Annotated in this window: 16 protein-coding genes and 4 tRNA genes; 18 read left to right on the top strand and 2 right to left on the bottom strand. The window is 49.0% G+C overall.

Annotation, left to right across the window (positions count from 1 at the left end; all coding sequences use genetic code 11):
- Positions 1–23: 23 nt before the first annotated feature.
- The 6 genes from FQV43_RS08780 (at position 24) to FQV43_RS10140 (ending at position 5,586) form a co-directional block, all read left to right on the top strand.
- A complete protein-coding gene (locus FQV43_RS08780; RefSeq protein WP_146340054.1) occupies positions 24–1,064 on the top strand; it encodes an o-succinylbenzoate synthase in 1,041 nt (346 codons plus the stop codon).
- 10 nt (positions 1,065–1,074) lie between these two features.
- Positions 1,075–2,736 (top strand): 2-succinyl-5-enolpyruvyl-6-hydroxy-3-cyclohexene-1-carboxylic-acid synthase, encoded by a 1,662-nt coding sequence (gene menD / locus FQV43_RS08775; protein WP_146340051.1) that lies wholly within the window; start codon positions 1,075–1,077, stop codon positions 2,734–2,736.
- Positions 2,737–2,776: 40 nt separating this feature from the next.
- A complete protein-coding gene (locus FQV43_RS08770) occupies positions 2,777–3,256 on the top strand; it encodes a DUF3592 domain-containing protein (protein WP_144275556.1) in 480 nt (159 codons plus the stop codon).
- Between the two features lie 97 nt (positions 3,257–3,353).
- Positions 3,354–4,520, top strand: coding sequence for a glycosyltransferase family 1 protein (locus tag FQV43_RS08765; protein WP_146340512.1), 1,167 nt, complete (start codon positions 3,354–3,356; stop codon positions 4,518–4,520).
- A 48-nt stretch (positions 4,521–4,568) separates the two neighbouring features.
- Positions 4,569–5,255, top strand: coding sequence for a demethylmenaquinone methyltransferase (locus FQV43_RS08760; protein ID WP_144275338.1), 687 nt, complete (start codon positions 4,569–4,571; stop codon positions 5,253–5,255).
- Positions 5,256–5,427: 172 nt separating this feature from the next.
- Positions 5,428–5,586, top strand: coding sequence for a hypothetical protein (locus FQV43_RS10140; RefSeq protein ID WP_168195080.1), 159 nt, complete (start codon positions 5,428–5,430; stop codon positions 5,584–5,586).
- 125 nt (positions 5,587–5,711) lie between these two features.
- Here FQV43_RS10140 and nagE read toward each other — a convergent pair whose 3' ends face one another.
- Together nagE and FQV43_RS08750 are read right to left on the bottom strand one after the other, a co-directional pair.
- Positions 5,712–7,781: an N-acetylglucosamine-specific PTS transporter subunit IIBC gene (gene nagE / locus FQV43_RS08755; RefSeq protein ID WP_146340049.1), complete on the bottom strand. Its 2,070-nt coding sequence runs from the start codon at positions 7,779–7,781 to the stop codon at positions 5,712–5,714.
- Positions 7,782–7,893: 112 nt separating this feature from the next.
- Positions 7,894–9,204: a geranylgeranyl reductase family protein gene (locus tag FQV43_RS08750; RefSeq protein WP_371710886.1), complete on the bottom strand. Its 1,311-nt coding sequence runs from the start codon at positions 9,202–9,204 to the stop codon at positions 7,894–7,896.
- Positions 9,205–9,353: 149 nt separating this feature from the next.
- Between FQV43_RS08750 and FQV43_RS08745 the strand changes: the two genes are divergently transcribed.
- From FQV43_RS08745 to FQV43_RS08690, 12 genes are all read left to right on the top strand, one after another.
- Positions 9,354–10,355, top strand: a complete 1,002-nt coding sequence (locus FQV43_RS08745; RefSeq protein ID WP_146340045.1) for a polyprenyl synthetase family protein — start codon at positions 9,354–9,356, stop codon at positions 10,353–10,355.
- A gap of 105 nt (positions 10,356–10,460) precedes the next feature.
- Positions 10,461–10,545, top strand: a tRNA-Tyr gene (locus tag FQV43_RS08740).
- Positions 10,546–10,647: 102 nt separating this feature from the next.
- Positions 10,648–12,597, top strand: a complete 1,950-nt coding sequence (locus FQV43_RS08735; protein ID WP_146340043.1) for a fructose-specific PTS transporter subunit EIIC — start codon at positions 10,648–10,650, stop codon at positions 12,595–12,597.
- A 141-nt stretch (positions 12,598–12,738) separates the two neighbouring features.
- Positions 12,739–12,811 (top strand) — tRNA-Thr (locus FQV43_RS08730).
- Between the two features lie 32 nt (positions 12,812–12,843).
- Positions 12,844–12,915 (top strand) — tRNA-Met (locus FQV43_RS08725).
- 27 nt (positions 12,916–12,942) lie between these two features.
- Positions 12,943–13,018, top strand: a tRNA-Trp gene (locus tag FQV43_RS08720).
- 144 nt (positions 13,019–13,162) lie between these two features.
- Positions 13,163–13,483: a preprotein translocase subunit SecE gene (gene secE, locus FQV43_RS08715; protein ID WP_146340041.1), complete on the top strand. Its 321-nt coding sequence runs from the start codon at positions 13,163–13,165 to the stop codon at positions 13,481–13,483.
- 159 nt (positions 13,484–13,642) lie between these two features.
- Positions 13,643–14,488 carry a transcription termination/antitermination protein NusG gene (nusG, locus tag FQV43_RS08710; protein WP_144275350.1) on the top strand — a complete coding sequence of 282 codons (846 nt, stop codon included), beginning with the start codon at positions 13,643–13,645 and terminating at the stop codon, positions 14,486–14,488.
- Positions 14,489–14,727: 239 nt separating this feature from the next.
- The gene (gene rplK / locus FQV43_RS08705; RefSeq protein ID WP_144275560.1) at positions 14,728–15,162 is read left to right on the top strand and encodes a 50S ribosomal protein L11; all 435 of its coding nucleotides are present in this window, start codon (positions 14,728–14,730) and stop codon (positions 15,160–15,162) included.
- Between the two features lie 137 nt (positions 15,163–15,299).
- Positions 15,300–16,007 (top strand): 50S ribosomal protein L1, encoded by a 708-nt coding sequence (rplA, locus tag FQV43_RS08700; RefSeq protein WP_144275352.1) that lies wholly within the window; start codon positions 15,300–15,302, stop codon positions 16,005–16,007.
- Between the two features lie 235 nt (positions 16,008–16,242).
- The gene (locus FQV43_RS08695) at positions 16,243–17,667 is read left to right on the top strand and encodes an aminobutyraldehyde dehydrogenase (RefSeq protein WP_146340039.1); all 1,425 of its coding nucleotides are present in this window, start codon (positions 16,243–16,245) and stop codon (positions 17,665–17,667) included.
- 44 nt (positions 17,668–17,711) lie between these two features.
- Positions 17,712–19,070, top strand: coding sequence for an NAD(P)/FAD-dependent oxidoreductase (locus FQV43_RS08690; protein ID WP_146340037.1), 1,359 nt, complete (start codon positions 17,712–17,714; stop codon positions 19,068–19,070).
- Positions 19,071–19,087: the final 17 nt, after the last annotated feature.

The following is a 19,087-nucleotide window of genomic DNA, read 5'->3' as shown; positions in this document are numbered from 1 at the left end:
TCGCAAACTTATAAGATAAAACAATGCTTTTGGAACATCTGCCCGAGCTACCATCGCTAGAAGAAATCAGCCAACGTGCTCACGTAGTGGCATTACCCATGCGAGTTCGTTTTCGCGGTATCACAATGCGCGAAGCCCTACTTATCGAAGGGCCAGCTGGATGGGGAGAATTTTCTCCTTTCATAGAATACGATGCACCCGAAGCAGCATGGTGGCTTGCCAGTGGACTAGAAATGGCATATGTGGCGCCACCAGCTCCGAGAAGAGAAAAAATCGAGGTCAATGCCACAATCCCTGCAGTGGAACCCTCGGAAGTTGCAGAGATATTGGCAGGCTATCCAGGGGTCAAAACTGTCAAAGTAAAAGTAGCAGAACCAGGGCAGAACCTTGCCCAGGACTGTGCCAGAGTCGCCGCAGTACGCGACTACGACCCCCACCTCAAAATCAGAGTCGACGCCAATGGTGGGTGGTCGCCAGCCCAAGCACTTGCAGCTGCGCACGCCCTGGGGCAGCTCGGACAGCTTGATTATCTCGAACAACCCTGTGCCACTGTGGCAGAACTCCAACACTTACGCAGCGAACTAGCCGCACAAGGAATAACAGCACGTATCGCTGCTGATGAATCCATCCGACGCGCGCTTGACCCCTACCATGTCGCCAAACAACAAGCAGCCGATGTCGCCATTGTCAAAGCCGCGCCCTTGGGTGGCGTGCGCCGCCTACTAGAGATCGGCTCATTCATGCGCCAACGTGGGTTAGCGATTACCGTCGCAAGTGCTCTTGATACCGGAGTGGGCATGAATGCAGGGATAGCAGCAGTGGCAGCTCTGCCAGAACCTCCCGCCGCCGCTGGTCTTGCCACACAACAATTATTTGTTGAAGACATTACCCCTGCTCGCCCGCTTATCGACGGTCACCTCAGCACTGTCATGCTTGCTCCAGAACCCGAGCGCCTAGCAGCATTAGCGGCATCTGGCTCGCGCAAAGATTGGTGGTTGGATCGACTTGCCCAAGCATGGGAAGTGCTCAAAGCAGGCTATGTAGGCCATGAAAGTGCGAGGTAGAATAACAGCCATGATGTCTTCGTCCGAACTCGCCCGCTATATCGCTGCTGAACTTGCCCGCCACTTAACTGACATTGTTATCTGCCCAGGTTCACGCAATTCTGCGCTCTCTCTCGCCTTATTGGCACGCTCGGATATTCGAGTACACACGCGCATTGATGAACGCAGCGCAGCATTTTTTGCCCTCGGCATGAGCAGACAGCACCACAAAGACCACCGACCACGCCAAGTCGCAGTGCTCACTACTTCGGGAACAGCGGTAGCTAATTGCTTACCTGCGCTCATAGAAGCACAGTACGCGCATATCCCGTTGGCAATTATCTCTGCGGATCGTCCTCAACAGTTGCATGGTTGTGGGGCAAACCAAACTATCGAACAACAAGGATTATTTGGCGCTCGAATACCCCACACACATATCGAGCAAAGCCACATCACCACGCAAGCAGCTATTACAGAGCGTATCGCTGCAACATTCCAGCACCCACAAGTACATCTCAACATTGCTTTCGACACCCCTTTGGTCGAGCATTCATTGAGCGAGAACATTACAGAGCGTGCCACCACAACGCGCCCGGTTTTCCCACAGGTAGATCATGGGGAAATACGTGTTGATCTATCGCAAAATACTCTGGTGATTGCAGGTGATGAAGCATGGGAGATTGAGCAGCTCCAAGAGGTTCCCACCATTGCGGAACCAACTGCACCCGCACCTTATCGTCCAGTTCACCCACTGGCAGCCGGTATCTTCGCCACCGAACAAATAAGTGGGCAAGGCTATGTCGTAGAGACAAAACCGCAGCAGGTGATCGTCGTAGGGCATCCGACGCTACACCGTGACGTATTAGCGCTCATGAGTGATCCTGACATTAAGGTTTTTGTGCTCAGCCGTACTGAAGTGATTACCGACCCTGCGCACAATGCGCATGCTGTGGGCAGTCGGATCACAACTACAGGTGAGCCTAGCGCCCAATGGTTGAAAATATGCGAGGCAGCAAGTCAATTAGGTGTGCAAGCAGTGCGCGAGGTTTTAGAAGATCCCACGTATGAGTTCAGCGGATTACACGTGCTTGCTGCAGTCGGTGACACACTCGCCACTGGCGATTGGCTCTTTCTCGGCGCATCCAACCCAATTCGTGACGCATCCTTAATCGGTTTGCCTTTCGACGCTATCCCAACGCTTAGTCCGCGTGGCACCGCCGGGATAGATGGATGCGTATCGCAAAGTATGGGCATGGCAACAGCTGTGCAGGCTGCACACCCAGATCAGATACGTGCTCCGCGCAGCGTTGCTGTCCTTGGCGATGTGACATTCTTACATGATGTTGGTGGTTTGCTCATTCCACACGACTCTGCGCGCCCGGAAAACTTAACCATTGTGGTTGCTAATGATAATGGCGGCGGTATTTTCTCCACTCTGGAAGTAGGAGATTCTGCGTATCGCAGCGGTTTCGAGCGAGCATTTGGCACGCCACATGGGGTGCATATTGAGGATATCGCTGCTGCCTATGAGATAGATTATCAACAGGTTACGTCCACACAAGAGCTCATCGAGGCGCTCATCGACGCCACTGATGTGCCAGGGCTGCGGATTATCGAAGCAGTGACATCGAGGAATACGCGTCGACAGATGCATGAAGCATTAGCAGCGAAAGTTACTATGCACCATGAGTGATGGCAGGAAAAGCAGTGCATTGCGTATCCCTCGCATAGGAATGCTACCTAAGTTTCCTAAGCGCCTGTGGCAGTATGCAGTAGAACACGAGCCGCGAATTCGCCATAGATTACGCCAACTTCTGCTTTTTCTTTATGCCTGCGTGGTATTGGGTTGTTTCACTATGGTCATAGGTCCTTTCCTTAACGATCAAGTAATCAATGAAGATCCTGGTAGAGGACTTGCCACGGTTATAGATACTGGTAGGTTTCGCACGAGCGTGGAATATCAGGACGAGCAGGGGAAATATCATCTACCGGAAAAAGGCTTGCTCTATCCCACCGGTTTAGGCCAAGGGCAGCGCGTATGGGTGACATATGCCAAAACACAACCAGATTTAGTGAAAGTAGAAGGTCGAACCTGGACACTATCATTTATTCCAGCTGGAAGTTGTTTGGTAGTGAGTACGATTGTGTTTGCACTTCTCTGGTGGCTTATTGATGTGTGTATGGCATTGCTACTGCGTCGGCGTAAGCATTAGTCTCTTCATGCTTGTTTACTTTTCTGTAAATATCTTTTTAGAGTAGTTTTAGGGAAAAGAAACATAAGCGCCAGAGCACATAATTATGATGGGCGCCATGCGAGTAGCTATTGTTGCCGAATCATTTTTACCCAACGTCAATGGCGTGACCAACTCCGTACTGCGTATCGTCGAGTACGCCCAAGAACATGGTCATGAAGTATTGATTATCGCTCCTGGTGGTCGCAGCTTAGAGGAAGAAATTTTTAGCTACCGAGGCGCACGTATTGTTCGTGTTCCTACAGTTATGGTGCCACGGATCAACTCCCTACCTATTGGGGTTCCGGGAATTAGGGTTGCAGAAGCAATAGCCCAATTCGCGCCCGATGTTATTCACCTTGCATCGCCTTTTGTGTTGGGTGCAGCGGGCGCATTCGTAGCAAATCGCCAGCACATTCCAGCAGTAGCTGTGTACCAAACAGACGTTGCCGGTTTTGCGCAACGCTATAAATTAGCGCCACTAGCAGCAGCTAGTTGGGAGTGGACACGCATTATTCACAATATGTGCCAATGCACTCTCGCGCCTAGTTCAGCCGCTATCGACGCACTGAAAATCCACGGCATCAATAATATCTATCGCTGGGCACGCGGAGTGGACTCAGTGCGGTTCCATCCAGATAAGCGCAGTATGGCTTTGCGTGCTGCATGGGATCCTAGCGGGAAGAAAAAAATTGTTGGTTTTGTCGGTAGGCTTGCTGCTGAAAAAGGTGTGCATCGTTTAGCTGCGCTTAATAAGCGCCGTGACTTGCAGGTTGTCATTGTTGGTGATGGGCCTGAGCGGGCAGATTTGGAGAATAAACTGCCCAATGCGCGGTTCCTTGGTGCCCTCGGTGGTGAAGAACTAGCACGTGCCTATGCGAGTTTTGATGTGTTTGTGCACCCTGGCGAGTTTGAGACTTTCTGCCAGACCATTCAAGAGGCTCAAGCTAGTGGTGTTCCTACCATTGCGCCACGTGCAGGTGGCCCTATGGATTTGATTACCCAAGGTCAGAATGGATTTTTGCTTGATGTTGCTTCTTTTGAGAAAGATCTTGAGGCAAGCGTCGATAAGCTCTTGGGGGCACAACACGCGACTTTCCGACGACAAGCTCGGGAGGGAATCAGCCAACGCACCTGGGAAGCATTGTGTGCGCAACTCTTTAAGCATTATGAACGTGTGATTATGCAGAACGAGCAGCGTGCTCCGCTGTCGAAGTGGGCGCAGAAGATGCTGGGTGTGAGCTAGTGCGTTGGCGTTGAGCTCTGCGAGTATGGGGCGCTAGAATGGGACACCGTGGCTAAAGCAACCCTGGAAAAACAACCGCATGATGTTGCCCGTATGTTTGATACGGTGGGCGAAAAATACGACATCACCAATACTATTTTAAGTTTGGGGCAGGATCGTCTATGGCGTAAGCGCACTCGTGAGCGATTGGCGCTTAAGCCGGGGGAAAAGGTGCTTGACTTGGCGGCGGGAACGGCAGTTTCTACAGTTGAGTTGGCAAAGTCAGGCGCATGGTGCGTCGCGTGTGATTTTTCGCAGGGAATGTTGGCTGCGGGTCACAAACGTGATGTTCCTAAAGTAGTGGGCGACGCTATGCGATTGCCGTTTGCCGATAATACTTTCGACGCTGTGACCATATCGTATGGGCTGCGTAATATCCATGATTACCGTGCTGGTTTGCGGGAGATGGCTCGGGTGACTAAGCCTGGTGGCAGATTAACTGTAGCTGAGTTTTCTACTCCGGTAGTGCCTGTTTTTGGCAGAGTATATAAAGAATATCTCATGCGTGCGTTGCCTGCGGTGGCTAAAGTTGTTTCTTCTAATCCGGAATCTTATGAGTATCTTGCTGACTCTATTCGTGCTTGGCCAGATCAAGAGCAGTTGGCGAGGGCGATCAATGAGAATGGCTGGGAGCAATGCGGCTGGCAGAATCTCACTTTTGGGATTGTGGCGTTGCATTCGGCTGTTAAGCGATAACCTCTAACTATTGAGGTTCTGGGTCTAGTTATCTCAATTATTTTTGCTAAACTAACTAGCGGTGAATTATCTTTAATTCCTTCTCTGGCGGGCGGGTTCGCTAACTCCTCGCTTGGGTTGAATCACCCGCCCCTGTTCGCCAGGGGAAAGCACAAGCCGAGAGGAGCCAATCATGGCTACTAAAGGTGAGGAACCACATGGTGAGAAGCCTGTTACCAGTGACAAAGCAAAAGACTCCAACGCTAGCAAAATGGAAAAAATACAACTAGCGACTGGAGTCATCAAACTTGTTACTGCTCTAGTTAAGTTCTTGGAGGAACTTTTTAACTAGAGAGGCAACTCACTAACTCTAGGGAACGGCAATTCCCTAGGGTTCAACTTCAATAATAAACAACTCAATACTGCCGTGCAAGAGAAACTAATAGAAACGTAACTCATCGCATTCAGTAAGAGGCATTAGCGCGCTATGGAGTGCGTATGCGCCTTGGCAATATGATCGCCAGTGTGTACTACGCCATAGTTGCCTTCAATGGTGTTGATAGCTTTCTTCTCACTGATCACAATTGGTGTGGTCAGGTCGATATTGTGCTTGCGGAGCAAAGCAATATCAACACGCAAGAGCGGTTGCCCAGCTTGTACCTCTTGCCCTTTTTCGACGAGCAACTCAAAACCTTCGCCGCCTAACTTGACTGTTTCTAATCCAAAGTGAATCAGGACTGAGAGGTTTTCTTCACCTTGGATCGCAAGAGCGTGCTTAGTCTTGAGAATAGTGCTTATTCTACCTGCAAGTGGTGCATGAACAATGAGAGAATCCTGCTGCGTACTTGGTTGCACAGCAACACCGACTCCGGCGATTTCCTTGGCGAATACTTCGTCGGCTACCTCACTCAATGGGATGGCGGTGCCGTCGAAAGGCGAGAGGAGAGTGAGAGCTGGAAGGTTGCTGGGTTGGTCGGTGGTAGTGGTGAGTTGTCGCTGTGCTTCGTCGTAAATTGTTTGCACTTGAGGGCCGATGACAATTTGTACAGCCTTTTGGGATGGGCGAATAATCCCTGCGACACCAGCTTTTTTAATTTCTTTCTCATTGACTTTGAGATAGTCGCTCACGGTGACACGCAGTCGTGTAGCACAGTGGTCAAAGTTGGTGATGTTTTCGGCTCCACCTAATCCTGCGATAATGCGGCGGGCAATGTCGGAGGTAGGAGCGTCGGAAGTAATTGTTTCTTGAGCGTCATTGTCCTCGGATTCTTCTTCACGCCCTGGGGTGCGCAACTTGAAAATGCCAATGAGGTAGTAGAACACCACAAAGTACACCACGCTGTAGATGAGCCCTAGGATAATGAGCATCCACCACTGATGAGCCAATGGGTTGCGTCCGGAAAGCAACATATCGACCAATCCTGCGGAGAAACCAAAACCTGCTGTCCAGTGCAATGAGGCAGCAATGAACATGGATAGTCCGGTGAGGAGGGCGTGCACTACATAAAGCAATGGAGCCACAAACATGAAGGAGAACTCAAGCGGCTCGGTGACACCAGTGAAGAAAGAGGCAAGAGCACCAGCAAACATGAGTGAGCCGACTACTTTTCGACGCGCAGGAGTCGATCGTAAATAAATAGCAAGCGCAGCACCTGGTAGGCCAAACATCATGATGGGGAAGAAACCAGCCTGATAACGTCCGATATATCCAGTTACCTCGCAAGTACGGGTGGTTTGATCCCAGATGCCTGGGCAGGTAGCTGCTGAGGTTGCTTGTGTTGCATCTGCAATGGTGCTACCGCCAGCGAGGAATTTTCCAATGTCGTTGATGCCGACTACGTCAAACCAGAAGATAGAGTTAAGGGCGTGGTGGAGTCCAGTTGGGATGAGCAAACGGTTGATAAAACCATAGATACCGGCACCAAGGGCACCCATGCTTTGGATCCACTGACCGAAGTTGAATAGTCCGCTGTAGAGAATGGGCCAGAGCAGGTAGAGCACACCGGCAAGGGCAATGGACAATAGTGCGGTCAGGATTGGTACGAGCCTGCGTCCGGAGAAGAAGGCGAGGAAGTCAGGCAGTGTGGTGGTGTGGAAGCGGTTATAGCACCATGCAGCCAAGATACCTACGAGGATGCCGATAAAAACATTTTTGTCGTTGATGGCTGCCCAACCTTGTGCTGCCCAATCGACGGCTGCATCACCACTGAGGGAATCGGGGTCGATGCCTTTGTATGAGGCGACAGTATCTGGGCCGATAAGTTTGGTTACTGTGGCATAGCCGATGAACCCAGAAAGGACTGCGGCGCCATTGCTATCTTTTGCTAAGCCGAAAGATAGCGCAATGGCAAAAATCCAGCCCAGGTTGTCGAGGATTGCTGAACCTGAGTTAATGAGTATCGAAGCAACGACATTATCTGCACCCCAACCTGTGGGATCTATCCAATATCCGATACCCATGAGAATTGCGGCGACAGGCATTACTGCCACTGCACCCATGAGTGCTTTGCCTAGCTTTTGTAGCCCAGACACGATTGCATCTTTCATAGCAATCCTTTCTTAATAAAGAATCCGCTGACACCCTGGTATTCCAGTTGTTAGTGTTATATAACCGTGTGATGAGCTACTATGGCAATCTTCGTGCCTATCTAGCCAGAAATTAGCTCCATAATGGGGTATTCCCGCGGAGTTTTCCAATGGTTTTCGCACTCAAGCGCCATGCTCTAGCGACGATATCCTTGTCGTGTTCGCTCACTAGGTTACCCATCAGTCGTGCTGCTGCTGGCATGAGCAAGGAGCCGAAGGGCTTGCCTAAGGCAAGTGGTCCAACCACGGGTAAAAACTGGGGATAGGTGAGTAACCTGGCCGCAGTTCGAGCTAATAAAAATGCTTCACCATAGTGGTCACGTAAGGTTTGCCCCCAGATGAATGTGAGGTCTTTATGCTCCCCAAGCAGTTCGACGCCCAACCGGGCTGTTTCTAGTCCATAGTCAATTCCTTCGCCATTGAGCGGGTTGACGCAGGCGGCGGCGTCGCCAATGAGTAACCAATTAGCACCTGCGACATTGCTGACAGCACCCCCCATAGGCAAAAGGGCAGAAGTGACCTGTTGTGGGGTACCAAAATGCCACTGGTCACTTGTTTGGGATACATAGTGCGCGAGTAGCTTTTTGGTGTTAATTTTTGCTGGTCTTTTTGCCGTCGATAGTGCGCCACAGCCAACATTAGCCGTGCCATTGTGGGCACCTAAAGGGAAAATCCAGCCATAACCAGGCTGAACGCTATTATCTGGGGCGCGTAGTTCTAGATGAGAATGAATCCACGGCTCATCTGCATAGGGGGTAGTGCAGTAGGAGCGTGCGGCAATGCCATATACTTCGCCTCGGTGCCATGTGCGCCCTAAAAGTTTGCCAAATGTGGAGCGTACTCCATCTGCGACAATCACAAAGCGAGGGAAGATACGGGTGCCGTCGGCAAGCTCTACGCTACGAATATGACCTTCTAGCTCTACTTTTACTGCTGCGCTTCCGGTGAGTGGCTGTACTTCGGGCATGGAGCACGCGCGATCAAAGAGGAGTTGGTCGAATTGCACTCGGGGCATTGCTGAGCCAATGGTGCCATAGGTTGAGTCATGCCACGGGGCAGTAACGCTTCCGCCAAAGCCATGCAGTTTCAATCCCTGAGAGGTGTATGCGTCAGTAATGGTGCGGGCAAGCCCTAGTTGAGCGAGTTCGCTGATTGCGCGCGGGGTAAGACCATCGCCACACGTTTTATCTCGTGGAAAATTTGCCATATCGACGAGTACCGTATGAAAACCACGCTGAGCGCTATGAATCGCTGCAGCGCTACCGGCAGGACCTGCTCCGACAATCAGGACATCTGTGGTGATATGCGACTGCGTGGTTTGCTTTTCTGTTGCGGTTGCGTTCCTTGTGTTTTCAGTGGTGGTGCTCTGGTTTTGCTTACTCACACTACTCATTGTGTCAGGTTATCTTTTCTCATTGCTAATACTGCTGATGATTTTGTACTCATTAAACTTATTAAAAAGCTCATCGTGATGTTAAGTTAGGTAGTTGATAATAGTCATGTCGTTAAATATGAATGAGGGCTTGAATAAGCATGAGTAATGGCGCAGTCGGGGCAAGAGTTGATCTTGGTGATAGTGAACTCAATGCGCGCATTAATCAGGGGCTTGGTGAGGTAGAAGAACTACTCTACCGAGAGCTCAATAAAGGCGCAGATTTTATTACGGATAAGGTGTTGCACCTTGCTCAAGCAGGCGGGAAACGTTTTCGCCCGATGTTTGCTCTGCTCGCGTCCAACTATGGCACAAAACCATTGTGCGAGGATGTTATCAAAGCTGCTGCCGTGGTAGAGATGACTCATCTTGCCACGCTCTATCATGACGATGTCATGGATGAGGCTGATCGACGCCGTGGCGTCGAGAGTGCAAATGCTAGGTGGGATAATTCTGTTGCGATTCTTGCCGGGGATATTTTGCTTGCCCATGCCTCTCGTCTGATGGGGGAGCTGGGTATTCCTACTGTGCTGCATTTTGCTGAGACATTTGGTGTTTTGGTTACCGGCCAAATGCGAGAAACTATCGGTGCTGGTGAGAGCAACTCTGTTGCGCATTATATGAAAGTCATTGAAGAGAAAACGGGTGTGCTTATCGCTTCGGCCGGGTATCTCGGCAGCCTTCACTCAGGTGCTTCTCAGGAGCATATCGACGCATTGCGTGGCTATGGTGCGGCAATTGGTATGGTTTTCCAGATTGTTGATGATTTTATTGATATTTTCTCTCATAGCGCTGAGTCGGGAAAAATACCTGGAACTGATTTGCGCGAAGGCGTGTTTACCTTGCCTGTGCTCTATGCTCTGGAAGAGGATTCCCCTATTGGCGAGCAATTGCGTGAGATTCTCACTGGTCCAATTCATGATGAGCGCACGGTTAGCCATGTGATTGATTTGCTCTCGCAGTCTTCTGGTAAGCAACGCGCGCTCGACGACGTTCATCACTATCTTGGTGTTGCTGAGCAACATCTGAAAAAACTTCCTGATAATGCCACGACCCAAGCATTGCGTTCTTTGGCGCAATTTACTGTTAGCCGAGTGGGGTGAAATAGGGGAGAAAACTAGCTGTTTTCATGCTGATTTGCATTTATGCTAGGGGTTCGTAGTACAGTATGTATCGCAGCGGAGCATAATTATTTATGCCATGTTGTTGCCAGGTTGCCCGAGCGGCCAAAGGGAGCGGACTGTAAATCCGTCGGCATTGCCTACAGAAGTTCGAATCTTCTACCTGGCACCAGAAGCGTGATGATGAAGATCATCACGCTTTTTGTTTAGCTCTGGTTTGCTCCTTGACCCTATTACCCCTTGTCTGTCGGGTGAGGCTGCTAGAGTTTTAGCCATGACGGAAAAACCTTTGGTTCTTGCCATTACTGCTTGTCCGACGGGTATCGCACATACGTATATGGCAGCAGAAAAACTTGAGGCAGCAGCACAAGACGCTGGTGTCGAGTTGAAAATTGAGACGCATGGCTCTATTGGTGTTGAGGGAGCGTTTAGCTCGGCAGATATAGAACGAGCTGCAGCTGTGCTCATAGCCGCTGATGTTGTTATTGCTAAGGATCGGTTTATTGCTAAACCGGTATTAACGGTGAGCGTCGATGAGGCAATTAAACGTCCACAGCAGTTACTTGAGCAGGCATTAGAAGCTCCAGTTTTGGCTGGTGTCGGGGGTGCTGGAGTTGGTGCGCAGGCTGATTCTGCTCATGCGGTAGCCGGCGGGGGTACTGCTGGTGGGATGTCGATTCGTGCAGTGGGGCATAATACCTATCAAGCGCTGATGAATGGTGTGTCGTATATGATTCCATTCGTTGTGACAGGCGGATTGTTACTGGCATTCGCGCTTTCTCTGGGTGGTGAACCGACGGCACAGGGATTGGTGGTGCCTGAGGGCTCTTTTTGGTCGACAATTGAGCAACTAGGGGTGTTGGCGTTTAGCCTTATGGTGCCAGTTCTCTCGGCGTATATTTCAGTTGGTATTGCTGATCGCCCTGGTCTTGCTCCTGGTTTTATTACAGGCATGGTGGCAGTGACAGGCTCGCTTTATGATTCCGAGGCGGGTACTGGGTTTATTGGCGGCATTATTGCTGGTGTGCTTTCTGGGTATGTGGCTCTGGGCATCCGAAAAATACCGGTCAATAAGTTTATTGCACCAATTATGCCCATTATCATTATTCCGATCTTCACCACGTTGATTGTGGGCTTATTGTTCATTTTTGTTATTGGGCATCCGGTGGCGGCACTCTTTGAGTCGCTTACTCAGGCACTGAAAACTCTCGACGGTGGCTCAGTGGTCATCCTTGGCGCTGTACTCGGTGCCATGATTGCTTTTGACATGGGTGGACCATTCAATAAAACTGCGTTTCTCTTTGGTGGGGGGCTCATTGCCGCTGGTAATCCACACCCTATGGGTATGGTTGCGGCAGCTATTTCTGTTCCGCCTCTGGCGCTAGGATTGGCAACCTTTATTCGTCGTCAGTGGTTTAATGAGTCGGAGCGTAATGCTGGAACTGCTGCGTTGCTCATGGGATTTTTCGGTCTGACCGAGGGGGCGATTCCTCTTGCTGCGGCTAGACCACTGCAAGCTATTCCTGCCAACGTGCTTGGTGGTGCCGTAGCAGGTGCGGTCGCTGGCGTGTTGGGCGTGGGCGATAATGTCATGCATGGGGGTCCTATTGTTGCCGTGGTCGGCGCTGTGGATGGGGTAGTGCAATTTTTCCTTGCTCTCGCAGCAGGTGTTGCCACTACTGTGGCAGTTATGCTGGTTGGTATTGCTTTTAGCCGCGGCAAAGAGGATAAAGAAAACAAAGAGCAAGATGAGCGATTATTACGTGAACAAACAGTGCTCTTGGATTTAGAAGAATCTGATCGAGATGGTGTATTGCGTGCGCTTATCGACGCCAGCGCTGATCGTGTGCGCGATAAAAACCAGGTACTTAGTGCCGCGGTGGAGCGTGAAGCAAAGTTCAGCACTGCCGTTGGCGACGGTGTTGCAATTCCACACGCTAAGACAGCTGCGGTAACGCATCCAGTTCTCGCTGTGGCTCGCTTGCGTGAACCAATTGATTGGGCGGCTCCAGATGAGAAACCAGTCAATCTTGTCTTTTTCATTGCAGTGCCAGATAGTGCGGCTAAGCAGCACTTAAAAATTCTGGCAAAGTTGGCTGCTGCGCTCACGAAAACTGACTTCCGAGAACGTGTATTAGCAGCACAGAGTGCTAGTGATGTGGTTGCTTGCGTATCTGAGGTGACATCTGTTGAGCGTGCTGCACATACTTCTGAGAGTGTTTAAGCCGTAGGGTGTTGAGTGTTTCCCGAATGAAAATAAGTGTTATGCAGGCGATTTGTATTCTTGCTTTCATTCGGGGTAATCTTTTGGAGGTTTTCAAGGAAAGTCTTAGGCAGTTTTTGCTTGAGTCTGGTGTGAAACTTCGCCCCCTTAGCTCAGTCGGCAGAGCGTTTCCATGGTAAGGAAAAGGTCGACAGTTCGATTCTGTCAGGGGGCTCTGTTGTTTTAACAGGTCGTTCTAACAACTTTGGCGGTGTAGCTCAGTGGTAGAGCAAGCGACTCATAATCGCTGTGTCGCGAGTTCAATTCTCGCCATCGCTACGAGGAAATTTTTTTCTTCTGTACCATAGGGGCGTAGTTCAATTGGTAGAGCAACGGTCTCCAAAACCGTAGGTTGCAGGTTCGAGTCCTGTCGCCCCTGCCAGGTATTAATGCTGGTCATATCCTTGCTATATGGGAGATGGCCGGCATTTTGCATATGCAGGATTGGGCAGTATGTCGCTTTTTGCTATAGTTGTCATGTTGTCCTATTTTAGAAATCTCAATTATTTAAGGGTTTAGGAGTGCCATGTCGGAAGAACAGCAAGTCAAAAGTGCTGCACGTCCAACAGGTAAGCGTCAGCTTGCGGGTGTAAGCACCACTTCCACTGCTGACATGGAAGCTAAACGCGTGAGCGTTAGCGGTAGTGCGGATTCAGAGAAGAAGAATAGCATTGCTCATTTCTTCCCTGAGGTAGGCAAAGAGATGCGCAAGGTCATTTGGCCTACTGGTCGCCAAATGGTCAATTACACTCTCATTACCTTTGGTTTTCTTATCGCTATGACCGCATTAGTCTCCGGTGTGGATTTCCTTGCCGGGCTTGGAGTTGAGAAGATATTTACCCCATAGCTATTATGGGTACATAACGTTATTATCCCGTCGTATTTTCCTAGTTCATCTAGTGAAACGGCGGGATAATTCATTGAATCTAACCAGAACATAAGCGTGATATGCACATGGTAGTGTCGTATATGCCTAATGAATGAAAAATGAAAAAGGAGTAGCACAATGAGCGAGAATGAAGCACAAGGCAGTTTTGCCGCAGTCTTTAGTGAAGCTGCTAAAGAGACGCTAGAGCAAGAAAGCCAAGAAGAAGCCCAGCAATTTGAGCAAGAGGCATCGGAATTGGAAGTCGTCGAGCAGCCTGTTCAAGAAGCAGACGTAGAAATAGCTGAGGCTGAATCTGAAAGCGAAGAAACGCCTGATGCTCAGTATCGTGCTCGGTTGCGTAAATATATCCGCGACCTAAAGAAACTACCTGGTCAATGGTACATTATTCAGTGTTATTCCGGATATGAGAATAAAGTAAAAACCAATCTCGATATGCGTGCGCAGACTCTTGAGGTTGAGGAATCTATCTACGATGTTGTCGTGCCAGTGGAGCAAGCTGTAGAAATTCGCGACGGCAAGCGCAAGTTAGTAAAACGCAAGTTACTACCGGGTTATGTTTTGGTGCGTATGGATCTCGACGACAGAGTGCGTTCCGTGGTGCGAGACACTCCTGGCGTGACCAGTTTCGTTGGTAACGAAGGTACAGCTACTCCAGTTTCTCATCGTGACGTTGCAAAGTTCCTCATGCCACAAGAGAACGTGGAAGAAACCGAAGGCAAGGCAACTACCAATGCCGAAGGTGAGAAGATCGTGGCAATGCCTACGGAAAGCATGAAGCCACAGGTTGCTGTGGACTACCAGCCAGGTGAAGCGGTTACCATTTTGACTGGTGCGCTTGCAGGTGTTTCTGCGACGATCTCTGACATAGATCAAGAAAATGCCAAGATTCAAGCACTGGTGTCTATCTTCGGACGCGAAACTCCAGTGGAATTGACCTTTGACCAAGTGGAGAAAGTGAACTAATTGCCCTGGTTGCGTGCTTGCAGTTGTGTGGGCATTTGGGCAGCACATAGCGTTTTTGCTTAGTGCTTGTCTTTAGGGTAAGGTTTAACCTCGCGTGTTTTGCGCAGTTAAGCATATATTTTCCCGGTGGCTTAAGTCCTTGAGCATGGTTTTTGTGCAGAGGATGAGGCATCCGGACGGGTCATGTCTTGGAACCATCAATAATGGCATGGCCTGTTACCAAGGAAGTAGGTATAACGATGGCTCCAAAGAAGAAAAAAGTTACTGGTCTGATTAAACTCCAGATCGAAGCTGGTGCTGCTAACCCAGCTCCTCCAGTAGGTCCAGCGCTTGGTGCTCATGGTGTTAACATCATGGAGTTCTGTAAGGCATACAACGCTGCTACTGAAGGTCAGCGCGGCAATGTTGTGCCAGTGGAGATCACTGTTTATGAAGATCGTTCATTCGAGTTCAAGCTCAAGACTCCACCTGCAGCAAAAATGCTACTCAAAGCTGCTGGTATCCAAAAAGGTTCTGGTGTTCCTCACACCCAAAAAGTTGGTAAAGTAACCATCGCTCAGGTACGTGAGATTGCACAGACCAAACTTGAGGATCTCAACGCTAATGACCTTGAGAGCGCATCACGCATTATTGCAGGTACTGCACGCTCAATGGGTATTGACGTTGTTGAATAAGATTGATTAAGAATCAAAAATATCGTTGTTGCTTTGTGCTCTGAGGAGTTTCTACCCACAGGGTGCATGGCAACGAGAATTTGTGGCAGGATCAGCTTCGATCCGAACCACACTCCTAATGTTTTAAGGAATAACTAATGAGCAAGAAATCTAAGGCTTATAGAGCTGCAGCTGAGAAGATCGATAAGGATCGTCTCTACAGCCCACTTCAGGCTGCTGAATTGGCAAAAGAAACATCAACCAAGAACTATGACGCAACTATCGACGTTGCTATCCGTCTTGGTGTTGATCCACGTAAAGCTGACCAGTTGGTTCGCGGTACCGTATCTCTTCCAAATGGTACTGGTAAAACCGTTCGCGTTGCTGTATTTGCAGAAGGTGAAAAAGCAACTGAGGCTGAGGCAGCTGGCGCAGATATTGTTGGTACCTCAGAATTGATCGAGCAGATTAACGCAGGCACCATTGATTTTGACGTAGCTATTGCTACTCCAGATCAGATGGCTAAAGTTGGTCGTGTTGCTCGTGTTCTTGGTCCACGTGGTCTTATGCCTAACCCTAAGACCGGTACCGTTACCACCGACGTAGCAAAAGCTATTTCTGAGGTTAAGGGCGGTAAAATTGCTTTCCGCGTTGACAAGGCTTCTAACTTGCACGCAATCTTGGGTAAAGCATCTTTCGACGCCAAGGCTCTTGCTGAGAACTACGGCGCATTGATTGATGAGCTTAACCGCATTAAGCCTTCTTCCTCTAAGGGTGTATACATCAAGAAGGTAACCATTGCTTCTACCACTGGTCCTGGTGTTCCTGTGGATCCTAGCGTTCAGAAGAACTACACCCAAGCATAATATGCAGTAAATTTTAGCACTGTCATAATGCCCCGCTTTCCTGGTGAAAGCGGGGCATTTGCGTTACCTGCCTTTGCTTTTTTCGAGGGAAGTGTATCCAAAAAGGACAACATTTTATAAAAATATATACATTTTATCCATGCGTATAAGCATCTTGTAGCTCATTATCATTGTTTTTCATCGTGCTTGATAAGTCAGATCACCGAGCAAATGAGATTCATGAAAGGACTTACAGATGCACAGCAGGTATAAGAATTTTGTTGACAATCAATTTGTTACTGCTCATAGTACGCACACATTGGAATTGGTCAGTCCCGTTAATGAGCAAGTCATTGGTGTGAGTCCTATCTCCAATGAAGAAGATGTCAATCTTGCGGTGGCAGCAGCGAAAACAGCCTGGCGCACATGGCGCAATAGCACCCCGTCGCAACGGCAAAAGTGTTTGCTGAAGTTAGCTGAGTTGTTAGAAGAAAATGCTCGTGATATTGCCGTAGCGCAAAGCAAAGAAACAGGTCAGATCATCAACTTTGTTGAAACAGAAGAATGCCTAGTAGGTGCTGATCAATTGCGTTTCTTTGCAAGTGCAGCCCGTATTCTTAGTGGCTTATCGACGGGGGAATACATGGAGGGGTTTAGCTCTAGTATTCGTCGAGAGCCAGTGGGAGTTATTGCGCAAGTGGCTCCGTGGAATTATCCACTGATGATGGCTTTGTGGAAAATTGCTCCTGCAGTTGCGGCCGGCAATACGGTAGTGTTTAAGCCTTCCGACACGACACCAGGATCTTCCTTAAAACTTGCAGAGCTTATTGCACAGTGCTTTCCACCAGGAGTGATCAACATAGTTCTTGGTGATGCTACAACTGGTACTTACCTAACTAAGCATCCAGATGTGGATATGGTATCCATTACTGGCTCTGTTTCTGCTGGACGTGCTGTTGGAAAAGTAGCAGGTGAAAATCTTAAGCGGTCGCATTTGGAATTGGGTGGAAAAGCCCCAGTTATTGTGTGTGCCGATGCTGATCTTGTTAAAGCAGCAGAAGGAATTGCTGCTGCAGGTCTTTTTAATGCGGGTCAGGATTGCACAGCGGCTACTCGTGTCCTTGTTGAAGAAGAAATTGCACAAAAGTTTATTGATGGTTTGGTTTCTGAGGTTGAGAAAATACGACCTGGTCAGCCAGAAGATGCAGAAGCCTTTTATGGATCGCTGAATAACAAGAAGCATTTTGACAAGGTAATGAAAGTGTTAGCTGAATTACCAGATCATGCTCACGTTTTAACAGGTGGTAAGCGTTGGGGTGAAGTTGGATATTATGTTGAGCCTACTGTTATCGCAGGTCTGAAGCAGAATGATTCCGAAATTCAAGAGGAAATTTTTGGACCCATAATCACCGTGCAGACTTTTAGTAATTTCGACCACGCACTTGAACTTGCCAATGATGTGAAATATGGATTGGCTTCTTCGGTGTGGAGCAGTAATAACGAAAAAGTCCAGCGAGCAAGCCGAGAATTAGATTTTGGTTGTGTCTGGGCAAACGCACATATTCCATTGGTTGCCGAGATGCCACACGGTGGTTTTAAGGAATCTGGTTATGGCAAAGATCTATCCGTGTATGCCGTCGAAGAATATACGCGGATTAAGCACGTGATGATTGCACATTAATGCATGAAGTATAAGCCACAAAGCAGAAACAATGAGGAGATGAAATGCATAGTGATGTAGTAGTTATTGGCGCAGGACCTGCAGGTTTGAGTGCTGCCTATAGATTGCAGAAAGCTGGGCATACTGCTGTTGTTCTTGAAGCACGCGACCGAGTTGGTGGCAGAACTCGGTCAGATGTTATGAACGGGGCATGGTACGAAATTGGTGGTCAATGGGTGTCACCTGATCAGACCGAGTTGAAGGCATTACTAGCTGAACTTGACCTAGGAACATATCAGCGTTATCGCCAAGGTGACGGTCTTTATCTTGGTTTCGATGGCAAAGTGCAGCGCTATTCAGGTGAGGTATTCCCTTGTGCCGAGAAAACTCAGCAAGAAATGTTGCGCATGATTTCTCATATCGACGACATAGTTGCGCAGATTGATCCAGAGAATCCGTGGGACTATCCGCAGGCAAGAGAACTCGATACTATCTCTTTTCATCATTGGTTAGAACAACTCAGTGATGATGCCGAAGCACGAGCAAACATTGGTCTATTTATTGCAGGTGGAATGCTTACAAAACCCGCTCATTCTTTTTCTGCACTGCAAGCATTGCATATGGCTGCGTCGGCAGGTAGTTTCTCTCATCTTGTCGACGAGGATTTTATTCTCGACGAGCGGGTGATTGGTGGAATGCAGTCAGTATCTATTCGCTTAGCTCAGCGCATTGGTGAGGAAAACATTATCCTTAATTCTCCAGTGCGCACGATTGAATATGATCACTCGGGTGTCCACGTATATGCGGATGGTAATAAGGAAATAACAGCTCGGTATGCAATTCTTGCTATACCGCCAAATCTATATCACCGCATTTCTTATCGCCCTGAGATGCCGCGATTGCAGCACGTGATGCATCAACATCAGTCAATGGGGTTGGTTATTAAAGTCCATGCCACATATGAGCAGCCATTTTGGCGAGAAAAAGGGCTATCAGGTACGTGCTTTTCACCTAATCATCTTGTCCAAGAGATCTACGATAACACCAACTATGGAGATCAACGTGGTACCCTCGTAGGCTTCGTTTCTGATGAAAAGGCTGAGGCATTATTCCAGCTCACAGCGCAAGAGCGCAAAGAAAAAATCTTATCAGCTATGGCAGATTTTCTTGGTCCGGAAACCAAAGAACCATGTTCCTACTATGAGTCAGATTGGGGCGCAGAGGAATGGACAAGGGGAGCGTATGCCTGTTCGTATGATTTAGGCGGATTATCTCGGTGGGGACGGTTTAACACCCAGCCGGTCGGTGCAATTCATTTCGCTTGTTCAGATATAGCTGGCGTCGGGTATCAGCATGTAGATGGTGCTATCCGCATGGGGCATAAGGTCGCTCAAACTATCGACGAGTTACTTCAACAAACGTAATCCCACACGATGAAAGA

The organism is Corynebacterium sp. sy039 (assembly GCF_007904105.1).
GTDB lineage: Bacteria > Actinomycetota > Actinomycetes > Mycobacteriales > Mycobacteriaceae > Corynebacterium.
This window is presented reverse-complemented; position numbering and strand designations above follow the sequence as displayed.